Here is a 17,052-nt window from a genome sequence, read left to right as displayed (position 1 = left end):
CGACTTACGTAGCGCGATGTTAGTATACGAAATTAGTATATGGGTGCTTCTCATTGCCGACGCGCGTAACGAGCATTAAGTTCTTTCTCGTGCGTCTTACGACTCGTATTAAAATCCTTCAACAAGCCGATTACAGTGCGCACGGTAATATTTTCAGGATCTTGATCGAACAAAAACTTACGCGCAGAAGACGGAACTTTCGCTTTCACGTAGGCACGAGCCTTCGTCACCGCAAGTACACCAACAACAATGCCAACGCACATCCAGAATAAACGCTTAAACATCACGCCTCCTTGCTCGCAGAATTATCGTAAGATTCTTTTGCAGCATGACGGCCAACGCTAGACGCGTCTGTTGGTACTGTTGGCTTGTTGAAGAAAGAAGCAAGCGTATCTTTAAGAGCGTAGCCTGCGGCAGCAATCTTAACAATCGGCTTACCGAGGAAAGCACCATACAAATCGGTAAGAGCACCAATATTCGTAACCGTTGTGCGTGTGGCATCAGAAACCGCATTCACGTCTTCTAACGTCTTATTCACCTGCTTAATAGTCGTCACCGACTCGTCGATTGCAGGCAACGCATGCTCTCCTGACTTTCTAACCGTTTCCGCAATCTGATCAAACAACCTACCCAACCGGAATAACGGATAAATCAAAAAGCCCGAAAGAACTGCAAACGAGATTGCAGCAATAAGAGCGGCTATGTCTCCAACGCTCATCGTAACCTCTTTCTATACCACATTTGCTTAAGATCTCACCGCGTCAAAAGCTAACACAGCAAATCAGACTACATGCTCAACCCTTTGCAATGACTTAAGACTAACGAACGGTAAAGACGCATATAACTTAAGCAAGTAAAAGCAAAATCTACTCATTGTAGCCTTGAATAGTAATAGCCTGATCAATAGGCTGAGCAGTGTCAAAATCGAGTCTAGTTACGCTTCCGTTCGCTGGGCGCTCGCTTAAATCGTAGCCGGCAGGCGCAAAACGGTGCATAATACTCAAAAGCGTATTTCCGTGCGAAATTTGCAACACATTATCTCCGTCGTTAAGTGAAGAATTAGCAGCAATCAACGCAAAACCGCCTTCTACGCGAGTCCAATATTCAATATCCGACTCGGCATCGTGGAAAGGATCCGCTTCTTTAAGCATGTCGCGAGTTGCTGCCAACCCAAACTTTTCCACAATTTCGTTATAAGTATTCGCTCCGTGCGGCGCTCCCGCAGCCCACCAAGCCATTTGCATATCTTGGCCTTCAAAATAGCCGTAGCATTGCTCGCGAAAATGCATATCACTAACTAAATTCGGACGCACGTTACCAGCGGCCTCGTTTGCGTCAAGAATACGCTGAGCCGTGATTTGCGCACGCGTAGTGTCCGAACAGTAAGCTGCAGCAAAAGTAATATTTTCTAGCTTTTTTGCAGCTCTGTCGGCATCCCTCAAACCTTTTTCCGTAAGCGGCGAATTTGACCAGCCTTGCAAGCGATTGTAGCGATTAAATAGCGTCTGTCCATGACGCACTAAATAAAGATGCAGCAACATAATTCCATTATTGCACTACGCGGTACATAGCCGTGCAGGTTTCCGGCAAATGTTTCATATCAGTGCCAAACCGACAATTCCTTTACAGCCTTGTAAAGAAACCGTCGGAACTATCCCCGGCAAATGTTCCAAAAAACGGCCAAAACAGCAACAAACACCGGAGATTATCCCGCAAATGTTCCATAATTACGCAAATTCAGCAACAAACACCGGAGATTATCCCGCAAATGTTCCACAAATTGGCCAAAACAGCTACAAACCCCGGAGAAAAAACTCCGGCAAATGTTCCATAAAACGCATTGACCCCTGCCACGCAAATGCGCAACAGGGGTCAAGCGGTATGTCCTTAAGAATTAAATCGGCGAATTAACGAGCGTAGTATTCGACGACGTACTGAATGTTGACTTCAACTGGAATCTGATCGACTTCCGGCTTACGAGTCAAAGTAGCCTTCAAAGAGGCAAGATTCACATCGAGATAACCAGGAACTGCTGGCAAAACGTCGCGATGAACGCCTTCTGCAGCCATCTGGAATGGAACCATGGTCTGGCTCTTGGCACGAACCTGAATGGTCTGGCCTGGCTTGACACGGTAAGATGGGCGATCAACAAGATTGCCATCAACCAAAATATGACGATGTACAACAAACTGACGAGCCTGGGCGGTGGTGCGAGCAAAGCCTGCGCGCAAAACCAAAGCATCAAGACGAGTTTCCAAATCGGTGAGCATTGCGTCACCGGTCTGGCCTGCAGTGTGCGTACCCTTCTCATAAGCAGCACGAAGCTGCTTCTCGGAGATGCCGTACTGAGCGCGAAGACGCTGCTTCTCGCGAAGACGTACTGCGTAATCGGACTCGGTGCGACGACGAGTGCGGCCGTGCTCACCTGGAGCATATGGGCGCTTCTCGAAGATACGCTGAGCCTTTGGGGTCAAAGCGATGCCGAGGGCGCGAGAAAGACGCACCTGACGGCGAGAACGCTGAATGTTAGTCATAACTAATCCTTTAATTCTGTCGTTATCTGAACGGAACGCGAGCCAAGTTTTTATTCGATCGTAAAATCGCCTAAAAATTACTCACGCTGAGCCGGCCTCTCCAGTGCTTCTTCGTGCTAACACACGAACGCGCAAGTAGTAAAACGTTGAAATAACGCCATAATTCCCGCGCGCCGACCCACTGATGGGCTAAGGCTCCAGATGATACCTACACAAAATAGGCATCGTTTCTGATTCTACACACCAGTAAGAATAAATTAGCGGAGAGATCCGAAGTCCATCGTGTAGGTGCAGTCCGCGCAACTTGCAGCCTCAGAATCGTGCGTTACCATAAGCACAGCCGCACCGCTATTTGCAGCCTCGCGCAACATTTCTAACACTATGTGTGTATGCTCGGAATCCAAATCTCCCGTAGGCTCGTCGAGAATAAGCAACTGCGGATTATTGATCAGTGCGCGCACAATCATTACGCGTCGCATTTCGCCTCCGGAAAGCTCCTTTGGGTAGCACCACAGTAAATCTTCAATATTCAGGCGTTTACAAAAATTAAGCGCGCGATCCGAATAGTAATCTTTGCCGCCAGCATTCTCACCTTCGGCATTCTCACCGCCAGCATTCTCACCTTTACGCTCGCCACTTTTTTGCGATATTTCGTCGCTTTTCGCAATCTCAACCGGCAAAAGGATGTTGTCGTAAACGGTAATATTTGGCAATAAGGTTTGCGATTGCGTTACAAAACCTATATTTTTCGCGCGCAACTTCGAAATTTCCACATCACTAAATTCAGGCGCGGAAATCTCATTGTCTAAAACCGTTACGCTTCCGTGAGTTGGCTTAAGTAATCCGGCAATCAGATTTAGTAAAGTAGATTTTCCGTTTCCGGATTTTCCTACAATCGCAACGAAATCGCCACTGTTTAGTGAGAAAGTTACGTTGTTGACTGCGGCAAATCTGTGCTTTCTGCGCACAAATTCTCGAGTTACATTGCGTAATTTAAGCACTTCAAAATGCGACTTTGCGCTATTTGATACCGATTTTTCGCACATGCTATTCATTCCCCAGCTCGTAAAGTTAAATACGTTTCTGTAGTTGCAATGCGCAATGTTGTGAGCGCGGAAGCTACAATAACTGCAACAAGCGCAAGCAGCACGCTTGCCAGCATTAGCGCTATTACAGGCAGTGCCGTCACTTCCAAATACGGAAGCTGCAATTGTTGCGCAATAAGCGAACTATAAGGGAAAAGTATGAGACTTGCCGAAGCAACTCCAATCACCCCGCCTACAAAACCGAGCGTTGCGGATTCTCGAACGACTATTCCTAACAGCACTTTTCTAGTTGCGCCTAATATGCGCAAAGATGCGAACTCTTTTTTGCGTTCGTTTACTGAGGTTGCAAAAACCGCAATCAAAACCAGCAGCCCCACGATCCAGAACACCGCAATTACAAAAGTTAGCGTGCGCGTAAATACGCCAAGATTAGCTTGAGTTGTAGCCGTAACGCCACCTGGGAATACAATACCTATGCTAGGTATCCCGGTTGTTTTGCGAATATTTTCCGCAACTTGTTTAGCACTGTAACCTTTGCTCACTTTTACTAAAACCGCAGAAATTGCTTTTTTTGCGTACTCTTTAGGAATGGCGGTGTGGTGCACTTTTGTAGAGTACTCGACTACTTGCGGCACGCTTTCGCGACGCACGAATACTGAATTGTCAATGCTTGTACCGGTTTTTGCAAGCTGCGCAACTACGGGCCACTGATGTCCAAAAAGACGAACCGTATGCATGTAGGAAACGAGTACGTTTGCTCCAGCAATCATCTCGCCTTTTTGTAGAGTTTTTTTGTGCTGCGAATAAATCCAAGGACCAATAACAAAGTCTGAATCCGGGTCAAAACCGATTATTTGCAGCTTTTCAGCGCAGCATCCTGCAGAAAGTGAGGAAATATAGGTTTGAGCGCTAGCTTTTTGAACGCCCGGCGAACGTCTCACTAAATTCTCAATATCGTTGGTGAAATAGAAAGTACTTGATCCACCGTTTGTTAGAAGCGCCTCGGCTTTAGTATGCGTGCCGTTTGGGATAACCATAATGTCGGCTCCCATTCGGGCGCGCATACTGTTTAAACCTTGCGCAAGATTCATGGAAAGAAGCGAGCCGCCAAAAAATATTGCAGACAAGCATGCAGCTACCACTATAAGTGCGCAAGTGCGTAAAGGTTTGCGTTTAATATTCTCCAGCGGCAATCGCTTCAATGTAATAGTGCGCATAGTAAATACTTACTAAAATTTTCTATATTTGTTTAATTAATTGCGTTATTACTTAGCTTCGTTATTACTTAGCTGCACACTCGCAAGAAGACTTGGTGTCGAGATACACGGAAACAGCTGCGAACACCAATGCCAGCGCGGAAAACACAATCAACGTTGGACGCATAACCGACGCGCAGTGCATCATAGGACTTTTGCATACGCCAATAAGGAATGTTGTGACAGAAAGCATAAGCAAAGCGTTCACAATTACAGCAATGTTCAAGCCGGCGCGAATCTGTTCTTTAACGAACAGCGCAATAATGCCAAGAACTGCAATAACTACGCCAATTCCAATAGCTGCACGGCCCGTATAGTAGCAGGCCATAGGCTGCATCATCATAGGCATTTTGTGCATACTTCCGCCTTTGCCCATTCCTCCGGTTGCGCATGGTTTCGCAAACGTTAATGGCGCAATAGCAATCAACGCGCCGAAAATAATAGCTGGAATTGATGCGAATAATTTATTCTTCATAATAATAACCTCATTACATGTATGTTATTAATCTTTCAGTGTCACATTGTCTTTAATGTCACACGCCTTACGGCACTCACGTTTGCGAGCACCACGCCTTCGTTACATCTTTATTTTGCGTGTACGAAAATCGATAACTTTCCAATATTCACAATCAAGCACCCGCACCCAAGCGCCCGCAATAGTTCCCCTCAACTATTAATGTTTTGAAGTTATATTTTCGTTTACTTTTACATTTTTTCGTATAGTTTAAGAGAAAACAAGTCTTGAATATTTTGTTTTCGTGTATATAATTACAGCGCTAATTATGACATTATTACCAATAGTCGCTGTTGCTAAAGCTACGTAAAACAAGCTACGTAAAGTAAGCTACAAAAAAGTGAGTTACGTAAAGTAAGCTACGTAAAACAAAATTTCATAGTTTCTCTATAGGAGCTACACGCAGCATAAGTCGTTTTACACCGTCAGAACCAAAATCAACGGTAATAATAGAGTTGCGACCTTTGTCTTGCGTGGCAACAATAGTGCCCAAACCGTAAGTATCGTGCGTAATTTTGTCGCCGATTTGGAAGTCTTGAATATTGAGATTGTTGTCTTTATCCACCGCTTTGGAAGATGCGGAAGATGAGGCAATTGCGGACATGGAACCTGATTTTGCCAGTGGTTTTGTGGCAGATCGCGCAGTGGTTTTGCGTGTTGTTACAGCGCTTGACTTAGACCATTTCGAACGAGAACCGTAGGAACTACCACGCGAAGAACCGTAGGAACTGCCGTAAGAAGATCCGTAAGAACTTCCGTAAGAAGAACTATGCGACTTAGAACCGTAGGACTTGCTTTTTCCGTAGGATTTGCCGGAACCGTAAGCACTTCCTCCAAACGTTGTTTTGTCACTAAAAGCGTCACTATAGTCGTCATCCCAGCCGCCAAAATCGCCACCAAAATCGGAATCGCCGCCAAAATCGGAATCGCCTCGACGCATGCCAGAAACACCTAAACGCTCAACGTCAGCTTCCCTACGCTTCCAATCAATTAAATTATCTGGAATTTCATCCAAAAACTGACTTGGAAGCATATCTTGAGCCTGCCCCCACTGCGCACGCACAGCAGCACGCGTTACATACAAACGCTGTTTTGCACGCGTAATACCAACGTAAGCAAGTCGGCGCTCCTCACAAAGCTCGCCATCATCTTCCAACGCACGCGCATGCGGAAAAGTGCCCTGCTCCATGCCAGTTAGGAACACAACCGGATATTCCAAGCCTTTAGCCGTGTGAAGCGTCATCAACGTAACCTTGCCAGTGTCCTCACTTTCGTCCGGCAATTGATCCGAATCCGCCACAAGCGCCGTCGTTTCAAGGAAACCAGCCACGCTAGCATCCGGAGTATTCTGCTCATACTCTGCCGCAACCGACTGCAACTGCGACAAATTATCCACGCGCGAAGCATCCTGCGGATCTTCCGAACGCTGCAAATCTTCCAGCAAACCGCTGTCCTTCAAAATGCTGTCAATAACTTTCGAAGGTTTTGAATCATTGTCTTGCATGCACGTCATCAAATTGTGCATAAGCTCGCGGAATTCTTTAAGCTTGGATGCTGTGCGAGTTGGCATGCCATCGATTGACTCCAAATGTTCCAAAGCTTGCCAGAAGCTCACTCCTTGCGTTTGCGCGTAAAGAGTTAGCAAGGCTTCTGCTCGAGCGCCAAGACCTCGCTTTGGCACGTTCAAAATTCGGCGCATATTCACGTCGTCGTCCGGATTTGCCATAGACTGCAAGTATGCGAGCGCATCTTTTACTTCGCGACGTTCGTAAAACTTTGTGCCGCCAACCAGTTGGTACGGAAGACCTGCTTTCATAAGAGCATCTTCCAGCGAACGCGACTGAGCATTAGCGCGGTACATAATTGCCATATCCGAATACGCAACACCTTCCTCACCAGCCAATCGCGCTATTTCCTGCGCAACCCAAGCTGCTTCCTGCTGAGCACTATCTGCAGCGTAACCGGTAATTGGAGCGCCCTGACCTAATGCCGTCCACAATTTTTTAGGTTTGCGGCCTTGGTTATGCGAAATAACGGCGTTTGCAGCGTCCAAAATTGTTTGAGTAGAGCGATAATTTTGCTCCAGCATAATAGTCGTAGCGTTTGGAAAATCCTTCTCAAAGTCTTGAATATTGCGAATGTCTGCGCCGCGGAAAGCGTAAATTGACTGGTCGGAGTCGCCAACAACGGTGATTGAAGCAGGTGAATCAGTGCGCTGTTGTTGCGCAACGTTTGTACTACTTTGCGTAACGTTTGCACTATTCTGCTTTACGTCAACGCCAGCAAGCTCACGAATAAGCTCGTATTGCGCGTGGTTCGTATCCTGATACTCGTCAACCAGAATATAACGGAACTTGTGGCGATAATATTTAGCAACTTCCGGAGCTTCGCGCATAAGCTGCACGGTCCGCATAATTAAATCATCAAAGTCAACGGCGTTCGCTTGTGCTAAACGATGCTGATATTCCGCGTAAATCGTGGCATACACGGCATCAGCGTTGCCTGCGTGCGCAATCTGTTGCCCCAAAACTCCCGGCTTGTAATCATTGGCATACATATCCAACTGCTCACGCCAACTAATCAAACTGTTCTTGCAATCCGAAATCTTCCCCAAAATACTGCGCGGCGTAAAACGTTTAATATCTACGTTCAACTCGGTTGCAATAATTTTTATCAAACGTTCGCAATCAGCGGTGTCGTATATAGAAAATCCTGAGGTTAAGCCAATGCTTTGGCCGGACCTGCGAAGTATTTTCACGCACGCAGAATGGAAAGTCGAAACCCACATACTACTCGCTTCGCTGCCGATGAGCTTAGCAAGGCGTTCACGCATTTCTGCGGCGGCTTTGTTAGTAAAAGTGATGGCGAGAATTTGGCTTGGCCACGCACCTTTTTGGCTTAAAATCCAAGCGATTCTGCGCGTGAGTACTCGCGTTTTGCCGCTGCCTGCACCTGCGCCGATAAGTAACGCCGGGCCATCGTACTGCACCGCTTTAGATTGTTGCGGATTGAGGCCCTCTATAAGAGTGCTTGCGTCGACGACGATTCGTGGACTGGAAACAGTTGGATAAGTGACGTCTGGATAATCGGCAGCTGAATTAGCGGCAGTTGGATTAGAATTTTCTTCTGGAACGTAACCTTCCGCTGGAGCGTAACCTTCCGTAGGAACGCTTGAAGGCGCGTATTCTTGCGCATACGCGTCGGCATATTCGTCATATCCATAATTCGAGTAATCGTTTATATCCGCAGCATTTGCGTACACGTCTTCATCACTTTGGTAAGCCCCGCTATTTTGGTAAGCCTCACTATTTTGGTAAGCATCGCTACTTTGGTAAGCCCCGCTATTTTGGTAAGCCTCACTACTTTGGTAAGCCTCACTATTTTGGTAAGCCTCACTATCGTTCGCTTGCGCACTCGCAGACCCCGCCGCATTATCCACAGGATCACCTAATAAATCACTCACATACCCGTAATCGCACATTTTCACTCTCCGTAACCACTCCCCACAAAACTCCCCCGTTTTGCCTATAAGCGCATTTAGCACATTTAATCAGGTTTACCACATACTGCCGTCGTTTTTTAACGATATTGTGTCACGGACTAGGGTATGCTTAAGCGTACTGAACGTCCATAACTATGCTACACATGGCGCGTGGCTGCTAAACAACGCAAAGGAAGATTCATCGTGCAAGAATTGGAAGATCGCATCCGCCAAGACGGTATCGTAAAGCCTGGTAATGTCTTGAAAGTGGACGCTTTTTTGAACCACCAGTGCGATGTGTCACTTTTTGATAACATGGGTGCGGCTTGGGCTGAGCATTTTCGCGAAGCGGGCGTTAATAAAATTCTTACGATTGAGGCTTCTGGAATTGGCATTGCTTGCGTAGTAGCGCGTCATTTTGGGAATGTTCCGGTAGTTTTTGCGAAAAAAGCTCAGTCTATTAACCTCGATGGCGACCAGTACGTTTCTACTGTGTTTTCTTTCACAAAGCAACGTGAATTTCCGGTAATCGTATCGCGTAAATATTTGAGTGCCGACGATCGCGTGCTAATTATTGACGACTTTTTAGCTAATGGTAATGCTTTGCAAGGTTTGATTGATATTTGTCACCACGCGGGAGCTACGGTTGCCGGCATTGGTATTGCGATTGAAAAAGGATTCCAGGGCGGCGGCGACGCACTTCGCGAAGCTGGGTATGATTTGGATTCGCTGGCTATCGTTGACTCAATGGACCCTAGCGACGGCTCTATTACGTTCCGTAAGTAGCGGCGAATGGTATAGCTTATTTTCGATATTCTTGAGTTTCGTCTATGAGTTTTGGCCTTTGTGGTTCTGGAGTGGCTGTGAGGGGTGGGGTTACTTGTCTCGCAGCGCTACGCTCTTATACCTCATTTGGACTAGTGGACAGGTAGTTAAGTTTAGTTTTTTACTTACTTTTTTGCGGAAACAGTTATTCATCAACAAGATTATTACTATCGCTCCGCTTTTATATTGCTCGACCAAGCAACACCCACCCCTCACTACTGATAAAACCGCTAGTGTTTTGTGGTGTGGTAGGAGTTTCTGGTGCAGTGTGCGCAGCAGCATGAATGCTAGTGGCTTCTAGGCAATAATACTCAACGTCAGCAGAGCAATACTGTTAAAGCCCACTAATCAACAAGTAATCACCGTTAGCAGAAGCAATACTGCAAAGCTACAGGAACATTTTCGGGAGATTTTTCTCCGGCAAATGTTGCTGTTTTGGTGGTTTTTTGGAACATTTGCCGTGTATTTTTCCGGCGTTTGTTGCTGTTTTGGACGTTTTATGAAACATTTGCCGGAAAATTCCCAGCGTTTGTTGTAACTTTCGAAGCCGCCACAAACTCGCTGAAGCAAGTGCAAATGTGAAAGAAACGAGAAAAATTTCACACAATTACCGTTTTTGCGCTCAAGTACGATAAAGTAGTCCGGTTGGTATAGGTGCAATATGATTGCAACAAACAATTTATTAGGTGGCTAAACTTATGACTGAAGTGGTGATTGCAAGCGCTACACGCACGCCTATTGGCAAGTTCGGCGGCAGCTTATCTTCGCTTTCCTCAGTTGATTTAGGAACAATCGCAGCCAAAGCTGCAATCGAACGCGCCGGAATCGACGCACATGACGTAGATCAAGCCATTTTTGGTAACGTTCTGCAGGCGGGAAGCGGTCAAAACGTGGCTCGTCAAATCGCATTACGAGCAGGATTAGACACTTCTAGTTGCGCAATGACTATTAACGAAGTGTGCGGATCAGGCTTAAAAGCAGTGCGACTAGCACAAGCCGCAATCGTTATGGGCGACGCGCAAGTAGTAGTAGCAGGCGGCACCGAAAGCATGAGCAACGTGCCATTTTACGCAACCAACTCGCGATTTAACGGACACCGCTACGGAAACTTTACACTTATTGACGGCTTGCAGCGCGACGGTCTAAACGACGCTTTTACCGATGACGCAATGGGAGTTACCGCAGAAAACGTAGCAGCGAAATTTAATATTACGCGCGAAGCACAAGATATTTTTGCGCTTAAATCTCACCAAAAAGCTGTCAAAGCGTGGCAACAAGGCGAGTTTGAAGCTGAAATTACGCCAGTTACGTTGGCAGATGGCACAGTAATAACGCGAGACGAACATCCGCGCGCCGATACGTCCATGGAACGTTTAGCACAATTGCGCACACTGTTCACGGCTTCGGACACTGTCAACGGCTCACATCAATCAACCGTAACCGCAGGCAACGCAAGCGGAATCAACGACGGAGCCGCAGCACTCGTGCTCATGAGCAAAGATTATGCGGAAGCGCACGGAATCGAGTACCTCGCCAAAATCGTAGGATTTGCAGAAGGCGGCATCGACCCAGACCTAATGGGATACGCGCCAAAACATGTGATGGAACGCATGCTGCAAGCTACCGGAAGTAACGTTGACAGCATTGATTTATTTGAAATTAACGAAGCTTTCGCCGCACAGAGCATCGCCGTTTCGGAACAGTTACATATTGACGAAGCAAAACTCAACGTGCGAGGCGGCGCAATCGCACTCGGTCACCCACTGGGAGCCAGCGGAGCGAGAATTTTAACGACGCTTATATACGCACTACGCGATCGTAATCAGCGAAATGGCGTTGCCGCGCTGTGCGTAGGTGGCGGAATTGGCGTGGCGATGCAGATTAGGATGCAAAACAACCAAGTCAGAATGCAAAGCGACCAGAAGCATTCGTAGTCTACAAATCATGAGGTGATTTCGATGACTGCTTTTCGTGAAACTGCTTTTCGTGAAACTGCTTTTCGTGAGTTGAGCGTAGAAAATCGCATAAAAACTTTACAAAACGAGGGTGCGATAGACGAGTCTGACGCAACTTTTTTGCTTAAGCAGCTTACGGAAAGTTCCGACGCGACAATACCAGCAGACGTTGCAAATCATATGATTGAACATCAGATTGGAAAGTATACGCTGCCGGTTGGCGTTGTACGCGGGCTGATTATCAACGGCGAAACGCGAAACGTACTCGTCGCAACGGAAGAGCCATCCGTAATCGCGGCAGCATGCAACGGAGCGAGAATCGCCGCAATGAGTATTGAAGGCTGTATCGTAGCAAACTCACCACAATACGTAACAACTGCGCAAATTGCTTTTGAAAACACAGACGGGAACGTAGCTGCGCAATTGCGCGAAATTGTTGAAGATTCTGGAAAAGTTGAAGAGCTGCTGCACGTTGCCAACGAGTCACACCCATCAATGATGAAAAGGGGCGGCGGCGCGCGAAAATGCCGCGCTGTAGCTTTGAACGGCTTCGCCAAACTCGAGATTGACGTAGACACATGCGACGCCATGGGCGCCAACACAGTAAACACTATGGGCGAAGCCGTCAAAGCCCAGCTGGAAAGCTGGCTCGGCGTCGAGGCGCTTGCAGCCATCCTCACCAACACCAGCCGCGTTGCCACCACAGCCGAAATACACATACCCGCTGCAGCCCTAGCATCCACGCGGCTGGAAAATTTAGACGAACGCGAAAGCGAGGGCAAGCGCCTCGCCAGCCGCATCGCGGCATTAAGCACGCTAGCCGCCAGCGACACAGCGCGAGCCGCCACGCACAACAAAGGCATCCTAAACGGTATTGCAGGGGCCGCGCTCGCGTCAGGAAATGATACGCGAGCGCTAGAAGCAGCAGCGCATGCGTGGGCGGCTCGCTCCGGTCGCTACCTACCACTGTCAACGTGGAAAACTGAAGTCTTAAACGAACAAACCATACTCCATGGTCATATCGAAATCCCCCTGCAAATCGGCATCGTCGGCGGATCAATCTCATCGCTACCAATGGCGCAACTCGCAATCAAAATCGGAAAATACAAAAACGCGAACGATTTTCGCAACACACTTGCAGCCCTCGGTCTCGTACAAAATCTTGCGGCTCTCCGCGCGCTCGCAAGCTCAGGCATACAAGCTGGCCACATGAAACTACACGCGTCAAATCTAGCAATCGCAGCCGGCGCCAAAGGCGACGAAATTGTAAAAATCGCGCACAATCTTCTACAACTTACCACGGCAGAACGCACCACTGAAAAAGTTGCGCAACTGCTTAAACAATTGCGCGAATCAGATAAAAATTAAAAAATAAGAAATTAAGAAGAAAATAAGAAATTAAGAAGAAATCAAGAAATTAAAGAATAAGAAATTAAGAAATTAAGAAAAAATTGAGAAAAAATTGAGAAAAAATTGAGAAAAATGAACACTACAAATAACGCAAAAACCTCCCCACTCGCCGTCGGCATCGACCGCATCAACTTCGCAACCCCGCACTGCTACCTCGACCTCACCGACCTTGCACACACGCGCAGCATAGACCCCAACAAATTCACCATCGGCATCGGCCAAAGCCAGCAGGCAGTGCCGCCGAATCACCAAGACATCGTAACCCTCGCAGCCGAAGCCGCACTTCCCCTCCTGCCATACATCGACAGCAATCGCCTCAAAATGCTAATCGTCGGCACGGAAAGCGGCGTGGACGCCAGCAAATCCAGCGCGCTATACGTTCAAAGTCTGCTAAAACTCACGCCATGGCTGCGTTGCGCTGAAGTGAAGGAAGCCTGCTACGGCGGCACCGCGGCACTCATGATGGCATGTGACTACGTGCGAGCGCATGCCGATTCGCAGCCACAAGTGCTGGTGATTGCGGCAGACATTGCGCGCTACGGACTTAACACTCCCGGCGAAGTTACGCAAGGCGCTGGTGCCGTGGCAATGCTGGTAAGCGCGAATCCGAGCGTTCTTAAGATCAATGACGATAGCGTTGTAAAATCCGCTGATATTCAAGACTTTTGGCGACCGGTATACCAGGATACTGCACTCGCCCGCGGTAAGTTTTCTAGCGAGCAGTACATAGAGTTTTTCTGCGACGTGTGGCAAAAATATTGTGCTCAAAACGGCTGCGATTTCAACGATTTTGCAGCCATGTGCTTCCACTTGCCGTATACGAAAATGGGTTTGAAGGCGCTTAAGGCCGCGATGGATTGCGATAACACCCCAGATGACGTGCGCGAGCGCTTGCTTTCTCGCTACGAAACCAGCACTAAGTACAGTCGTCGCGTTGGCAATATTTATACGGGATCGTTGTACTTGGGTTTGTTGTCGCTACTTGAGTTGAATGAAAACGCTTGCGAAAATAGTAACATTCCCCCGCTTAAAGACGGCGATAGGATTGGGCTATTTTCTTACGGTTCCGGCGCTGTTGGCGAGTTATTTAGTACAACTATTGTTCCAGGATTTAAGAACGCGCTGTTTGCTAAGGAGCACGCTGATATGCTCGATTCGCGCGAACGCTTAAGCGTTACCGATTACGAGGAGATGTTTTCTAGCGTCGCACCTTACGCTCCGGAAGATTTCGTAAGTAGCACATCCCACCGCGAAGGTGCGCACTTCTTCCTCGACGCAATCGCCTCACAAGAGCGCCACTACTCCGCGCGCTAAAAGCGAACGACGTAAAATCCCCGGCAAATGTTCCAAAAAACGGCCAAAACAACAACAAACGCCGGAGATTCTCCCGCAAATGTTCCAAAAAATGGCCAAAACGCTCGCGCGGATTGCGACGCGCTCGCTACGAAACTCGCGTTGGAAGTCCCCCGGACTTCCAACTTAAGCGAGTTTCCGCTCCGAGTTGCCTTCGCGCGCTACGCTTTAAGCGCGAAAGCAGGTCGTCGCGCAAACTCCGGGAATTTTCCGGCAAATGTTCCAAAAACCAACCAAAACAACAACAAACGCCGGAGAAAAAACTCCGGCAAATGTTCCACAAAATGGCAATGCTCAATCGAGACGCAGGCAGACCGAGCTTAAACAAAGCCAAACTAACCTGCCCTGCCTGCGTCAATCGAGACGCAGGCAGACCGAGCTTGCGTTGGAAGTCCCCCGGACTTCCAACCTGAGCAAGCTCGGCGAATTAAAAAAGCCTAAAGCAATTTTTATATGCTTTAGGCTTGGTTAATTCGCGGATGAGGCGAGATTCGAACTCGCGGTAGGTTTCCCTACAACGGTTTTCAAGACCGTCTCCTTAGACCGCTCGGACACCCATCCAGTCTGCGCGCGAAAACAATTAAATCGCCTTCAGCACACAGGGGTTAAGCATATCAGCACGCATAGAACGCAACACACACCACCAACGCAACACACAAACGCAGCCCTCACCAACACACAACCAACACACACCACAAACACACAACCAACACAACAAATAAAAAACGTGCGTAAGCACAAAACTTACGCACGCAAATACGAACAATCAGTTCAACCACAGTTCAAACGCAGTTCAAACTGCGAAGCAAACCACAGCTCAAACCGCGTCAGCTCACGCTTCCCACTTAGTCGGCTCAATAACTTCCTTGCCGCCCATATAAGCCTGCATTGCCTTTGGAATATCAATCGAACCATCCTCATGCTGATGGTTCTCCAAAATAGCCACAAGCCAGCGCGTAGTAGCCAACGTACCATTCAATGTGCTCACTGCACGCGTAGCACCATCGTCCAAACGCTCGCGCACATTCAAACGACGAGCCTGATACTCAGTGCAGTTAGAAGTAGAAGTAAGCTCACGGTAGCGACCCTGAGTTGGCACCCAAGCCTCGCAGTCAAACTTACGCGCAGCAGAAGAACCAAGATCGCCGGCAGCAGTATCAATAATGCGGTAAGGCACTTCCACCTTCGCAAGCATTTCCTGCTCCATGCCGAGCAACTTCTGATGCTCAGCGCGCGAATCTTCCTGCTTGCAGTACACGAACATTTCCACCTTATCGAACTGGTGCACGCGAATAATGCCGGAAGTATCCTTACCAGCAGCACCAGCCTCGCGACGATAGCAGCTAGACCAACCGCAGTAACGCAAAGCACCGTTACTTAAGTCAAGAATCTCATCCTCATGCATACCCGCCAAAGCAACTTCGGAAGTACCAACCAAATACTGGTCGTCTGGCTCACGCAAACGGTAAATCTCGTCAGCATGCGAGTTCAAAAAGCCCGTGCCACGCATTACTTCAGGACGCACCAAAGTTGGCGTAATTGCAAGAGTAAATCCGTGCTCTTCCGCCTGATCTACAGCCATAGTAAGCATTGCGATTTGCAAGCGCGCCACAGCGCCACGCAAGAAGTAGAAGCGAGAGCCGGCAACTTTCACACCACGACGCATATCAATACCAGCTACGCCAGTGCCAAGCGTCAAATGATCCTTTGGCTCAAAACCTTCGGCCGCAAAATCGCGTGGAGTCCCAACTTTCTTAACTACAACGTAGTCGTCTTCGCCGCCTTCTGGAGCTTCATCTTCTACGATGTTGGAAAGCTTCCACATTGCGGTTGTGTAGTCGGCAGTAGCTTTTTCGGATTCAGCCTTGTACTCAGCTACTTTCGAAGCGAGTTCCTTAGTTTCTGCGATAAGCGCAGCCTTCTCCTCGGCTGGAGCAGTTGCAACTTTCTTACCAATAGCTTTCTGCTCAGCACGGGCAGCTTCAAAAGCTTTGAGTGCGGTACGACGCAAATCGTCGTTACGTAAGACTTCATCGACAAGTTCAACGGATTCGCCACGCTTACGCTGGGATTCCTTGACTACATCGGCATGTTCACGAATAAATTGGATATCAAGCATGAACCCTAGCCTAGTGCCGCAAGGCGACAGATTTATGTGCACAACTATTCGCAAAGTACAAAACTTATGCACTCCGCAGGGTATAATAGAACGAATAAAAAATCCACGCGATGAAGGGGAATATATGGCAGCAATACACGCCAGTTCAGAGAATTTTGAACAAATTGCATCAACGCACGAGATTGTCGTAGTCGATTTTTGGGCGACTTGGTGCGGTCCGTGCCGCGCATTTGGCCCTGTTTTTGAAAAAGTGAGCGACAAGTATCCTGACATTCCTTTCGTTAAGGTTGACGTGGATGAGTGCGCCACGATTGCTGAAGCTGCGCAGATTCAAGCGGTTCCAACACTTATGGTAATTAAGCGCGGTGAAGTTATTTATCGTCAGGCTGGATCCTTGCTTGCTTCTGATTTGGAAGATTTAGTTGAGCAAGCTCAGGCTTACGAGCCGTCTGAAGATTCGGAAAACAACTAGCTTTTATATAGATTTATATAGATTTATATAGGTCTTATTTAAGTAGGTTTTATATAACTTTTATACAACTTTTATACAGGCAGGATT

Annotated in this window: 15 protein-coding genes and 1 tRNA gene; 6 read left to right on the top strand and 10 right to left on the bottom strand. The window is 47.8% G+C overall.

The features are described 5' to 3' along the window. Positions 1-50: 50 nt before the first annotated feature. From AXE77_RS05695 to AXE77_RS05660, 8 genes are all read right to left on the bottom strand, one after another. Positions 51-284, bottom strand: coding sequence for a hypothetical protein (locus AXE77_RS05695; protein WP_116712522.1), 234 nt, complete (start codon positions 282-284; stop codon positions 51-53). Beyond that, positions 284-718 (bottom strand): DUF948 domain-containing protein, encoded by a 435-nt coding sequence (locus AXE77_RS05690; protein WP_116712521.1) that lies wholly within the window; start codon positions 716-718, stop codon positions 284-286. Before AXE77_RS05690 ends, AXE77_RS05695 begins: the two co-directional genes overlap by 1 nt. 148 nt (positions 719-866) lie before the next feature. Beyond that, positions 867-1,541 carry a histidine phosphatase family protein gene (locus AXE77_RS05685; RefSeq protein ID WP_116712520.1) on the bottom strand — a complete coding sequence of 225 codons (675 nt, stop codon included), beginning with the start codon at positions 1,539-1,541 and terminating at the stop codon, positions 867-869. A gap of 366 nt (positions 1,542-1,907) precedes the next feature. Beyond that, positions 1,908-2,534 (bottom strand): 30S ribosomal protein S4, encoded by a 627-nt coding sequence (rpsD, locus tag AXE77_RS05680; RefSeq protein WP_004105277.1) that lies wholly within the window; start codon positions 2,532-2,534, stop codon positions 1,908-1,910. Between the two features lie 257 nt (positions 2,535-2,791). Further along, the gene (locus tag AXE77_RS05675) at positions 2,792-3,580 is read right to left on the bottom strand and encodes an ABC transporter ATP-binding protein (RefSeq protein ID WP_116712549.1); all 789 of its coding nucleotides are present in this window, start codon (positions 3,578-3,580) and stop codon (positions 2,792-2,794) included. Between the two features lie 5 nt (positions 3,581-3,585). After that, on the bottom strand, positions 3,586-4,797 hold the full coding sequence (locus tag AXE77_RS05670) for an ABC transporter permease (RefSeq protein ID WP_116712519.1): 1,212 nt from the start codon (positions 4,795-4,797) through the stop codon (positions 3,586-3,588). A gap of 64 nt (positions 4,798-4,861) precedes the next feature. Then, a complete protein-coding gene (locus AXE77_RS05665; RefSeq protein WP_116712518.1) occupies positions 4,862-5,311 on the bottom strand; it encodes a DUF4418 family protein in 450 nt (149 codons plus the stop codon). Positions 5,312-5,726: 415 nt separating this feature from the next. Next, entirely contained in the window at positions 5,727-8,831 is a 3,105-nt protein-coding gene (locus AXE77_RS05660) for an ATP-dependent helicase (protein WP_116712517.1), read from the bottom strand. 204 nt (positions 8,832-9,035) lie between these two features. Here AXE77_RS05660 and AXE77_RS05655 point away from each other — a divergent pair, with 204 nt between their 5' ends. The 5 genes from AXE77_RS05655 to AXE77_RS06670 all read left to right on the top strand — a co-directional run bounded on the left by AXE77_RS05655 (position 9,036) and on the right by AXE77_RS06670 (position 14,846). After that, positions 9,036-9,617, top strand: coding sequence for a xanthine phosphoribosyltransferase (locus AXE77_RS05655; RefSeq protein ID WP_165846095.1), 582 nt, complete (start codon positions 9,036-9,038; stop codon positions 9,615-9,617). A 737-nt stretch (positions 9,618-10,354) separates the two neighbouring features. Beyond that, positions 10,355-11,590 carry a thiolase family protein gene (locus AXE77_RS05645; RefSeq protein ID WP_116712515.1) on the top strand — a complete coding sequence of 412 codons (1,236 nt, stop codon included), beginning with the start codon at positions 10,355-10,357 and terminating at the stop codon, positions 11,588-11,590. Between the two features lie 24 nt (positions 11,591-11,614). Further along, positions 11,615-12,979: a hydroxymethylglutaryl-CoA reductase, degradative gene (locus AXE77_RS05640; RefSeq protein WP_116712514.1), complete on the top strand. Its 1,365-nt coding sequence runs from the start codon at positions 11,615-11,617 to the stop codon at positions 12,977-12,979. A 114-nt stretch (positions 12,980-13,093) separates the two neighbouring features. After that, positions 13,094-14,335 carry a hydroxymethylglutaryl-CoA synthase gene (locus tag AXE77_RS05635; protein WP_116712513.1) on the top strand — a complete coding sequence of 414 codons (1,242 nt, stop codon included), beginning with the start codon at positions 13,094-13,096 and terminating at the stop codon, positions 14,333-14,335. 256 nt (positions 14,336-14,591) lie between these two features. Further along, positions 14,592-14,846 carry a hypothetical protein gene (locus tag AXE77_RS06670; protein WP_165846093.1) on the top strand — a complete coding sequence of 85 codons (255 nt, stop codon included), beginning with the start codon at positions 14,592-14,594 and terminating at the stop codon, positions 14,844-14,846. 4 nt (positions 14,847-14,850) lie between these two features. Here the strand turns inward: AXE77_RS06670 and AXE77_RS05625 are convergent. Together AXE77_RS05625 and serS are read right to left on the bottom strand one after the other, a co-directional pair. After that, positions 14,851-14,935, bottom strand: a tRNA-Ser gene (locus AXE77_RS05625). A 271-nt stretch (positions 14,936-15,206) separates the two neighbouring features. Beyond that, positions 15,207-16,493: a serine--tRNA ligase gene (serS, locus tag AXE77_RS05620; RefSeq protein ID WP_116712511.1), complete on the bottom strand. Its 1,287-nt coding sequence runs from the start codon at positions 16,491-16,493 to the stop codon at positions 15,207-15,209. A 124-nt stretch (positions 16,494-16,617) separates the two neighbouring features. Here serS and trxA point away from each other — a divergent pair, with 124 nt between their 5' ends. Beyond that, positions 16,618-16,965 (top strand): thioredoxin, encoded by a 348-nt coding sequence (gene trxA / locus AXE77_RS05615; RefSeq protein ID WP_116712547.1) that lies wholly within the window; start codon positions 16,618-16,620, stop codon positions 16,963-16,965. Positions 16,966-17,052 lie beyond the last annotated feature (87 nt).

Origin of the sequence: Gardnerella massiliensis, assembly GCF_003408845.1 — a bacterium.
Lineage (GTDB): Bacteria > Actinomycetota > Actinomycetes > Actinomycetales > Bifidobacteriaceae > Bifidobacterium > Bifidobacterium vaginale_H.
The sequence above is the reverse complement of the archived record's forward strand: the minus strand, read 5'-3'. Positions and strand labels throughout refer to the sequence as shown.

Excerpts from the sequence above, each read along its gene's own strand:
- rpsD (WP_004105277.1), bottom strand. The coding sequence starts at position 2,534 with ATGACTAACATTCAGCGTTCTCGCCGTCAGGTGCGTCTTTCTCGCGCC.
- AXE77_RS05670 (WP_116712519.1), bottom strand. The coding sequence starts at position 4,797 with ATGCGCACTATTACATTGAAGCGATTGCCGCTGGAGAATATTAAACGC.
- AXE77_RS05665 (WP_116712518.1), bottom strand. The coding sequence starts at position 5,311 with ATGAAGAATAAATTATTCGCATCAATTCCAGCTATTATTTTCGGCGCG.
- AXE77_RS05675 (WP_116712549.1), bottom strand. The coding sequence starts at position 3,580 with ATGTGCGAAAAATCGGTATCAAATAGCGCAAAGTCGCATTTTGAAGTG.
- trxA (WP_116712547.1), top strand. The coding sequence starts at position 16,618 with ATGGCAGCAATACACGCCAGTTCAGAGAATTTTGAACAAATTGCATCA.
- AXE77_RS05690 (WP_116712521.1), bottom strand. The coding sequence starts at position 718 with ATGAGCGTTGGAGACATAGCCGCTCTTATTGCTGCAATCTCGTTTGCA.
- AXE77_RS05685 (WP_116712520.1), bottom strand. The coding sequence starts at position 1,541 with ATGTTGCTGCATCTTTATTTAGTGCGTCATGGACAGACGCTATTTAAT.
- serS (WP_116712511.1), bottom strand. The coding sequence starts at position 16,493 with ATGCTTGATATCCAATTTATTCGTGAACATGCCGATGTAGTCAAGGAA.
- AXE77_RS05640 (WP_116712514.1), top strand. The coding sequence starts at position 11,615 with ATGACTGCTTTTCGTGAAACTGCTTTTCGTGAAACTGCTTTTCGTGAG.
- AXE77_RS05695 (WP_116712522.1), bottom strand. The coding sequence starts at position 284 with ATGTTTAAGCGTTTATTCTGGATGTGCGTTGGCATTGTTGTTGGTGTA.
- AXE77_RS05660 (WP_116712517.1), bottom strand. The coding sequence starts at position 8,831 with ATGTGCGATTACGGGTATGTGAGTGATTTATTAGGTGATCCTGTGGAT.
- AXE77_RS05645 (WP_116712515.1), top strand. The coding sequence starts at position 10,355 with ATGACTGAAGTGGTGATTGCAAGCGCTACACGCACGCCTATTGGCAAG.
- AXE77_RS05635 (WP_116712513.1), top strand. The coding sequence starts at position 13,094 with ATGAACACTACAAATAACGCAAAAACCTCCCCACTCGCCGTCGGCATC.
- AXE77_RS06670 (WP_165846093.1), top strand. The coding sequence starts at position 14,592 with ATGTTCCAAAAACCAACCAAAACAACAACAAACGCCGGAGAAAAAACT.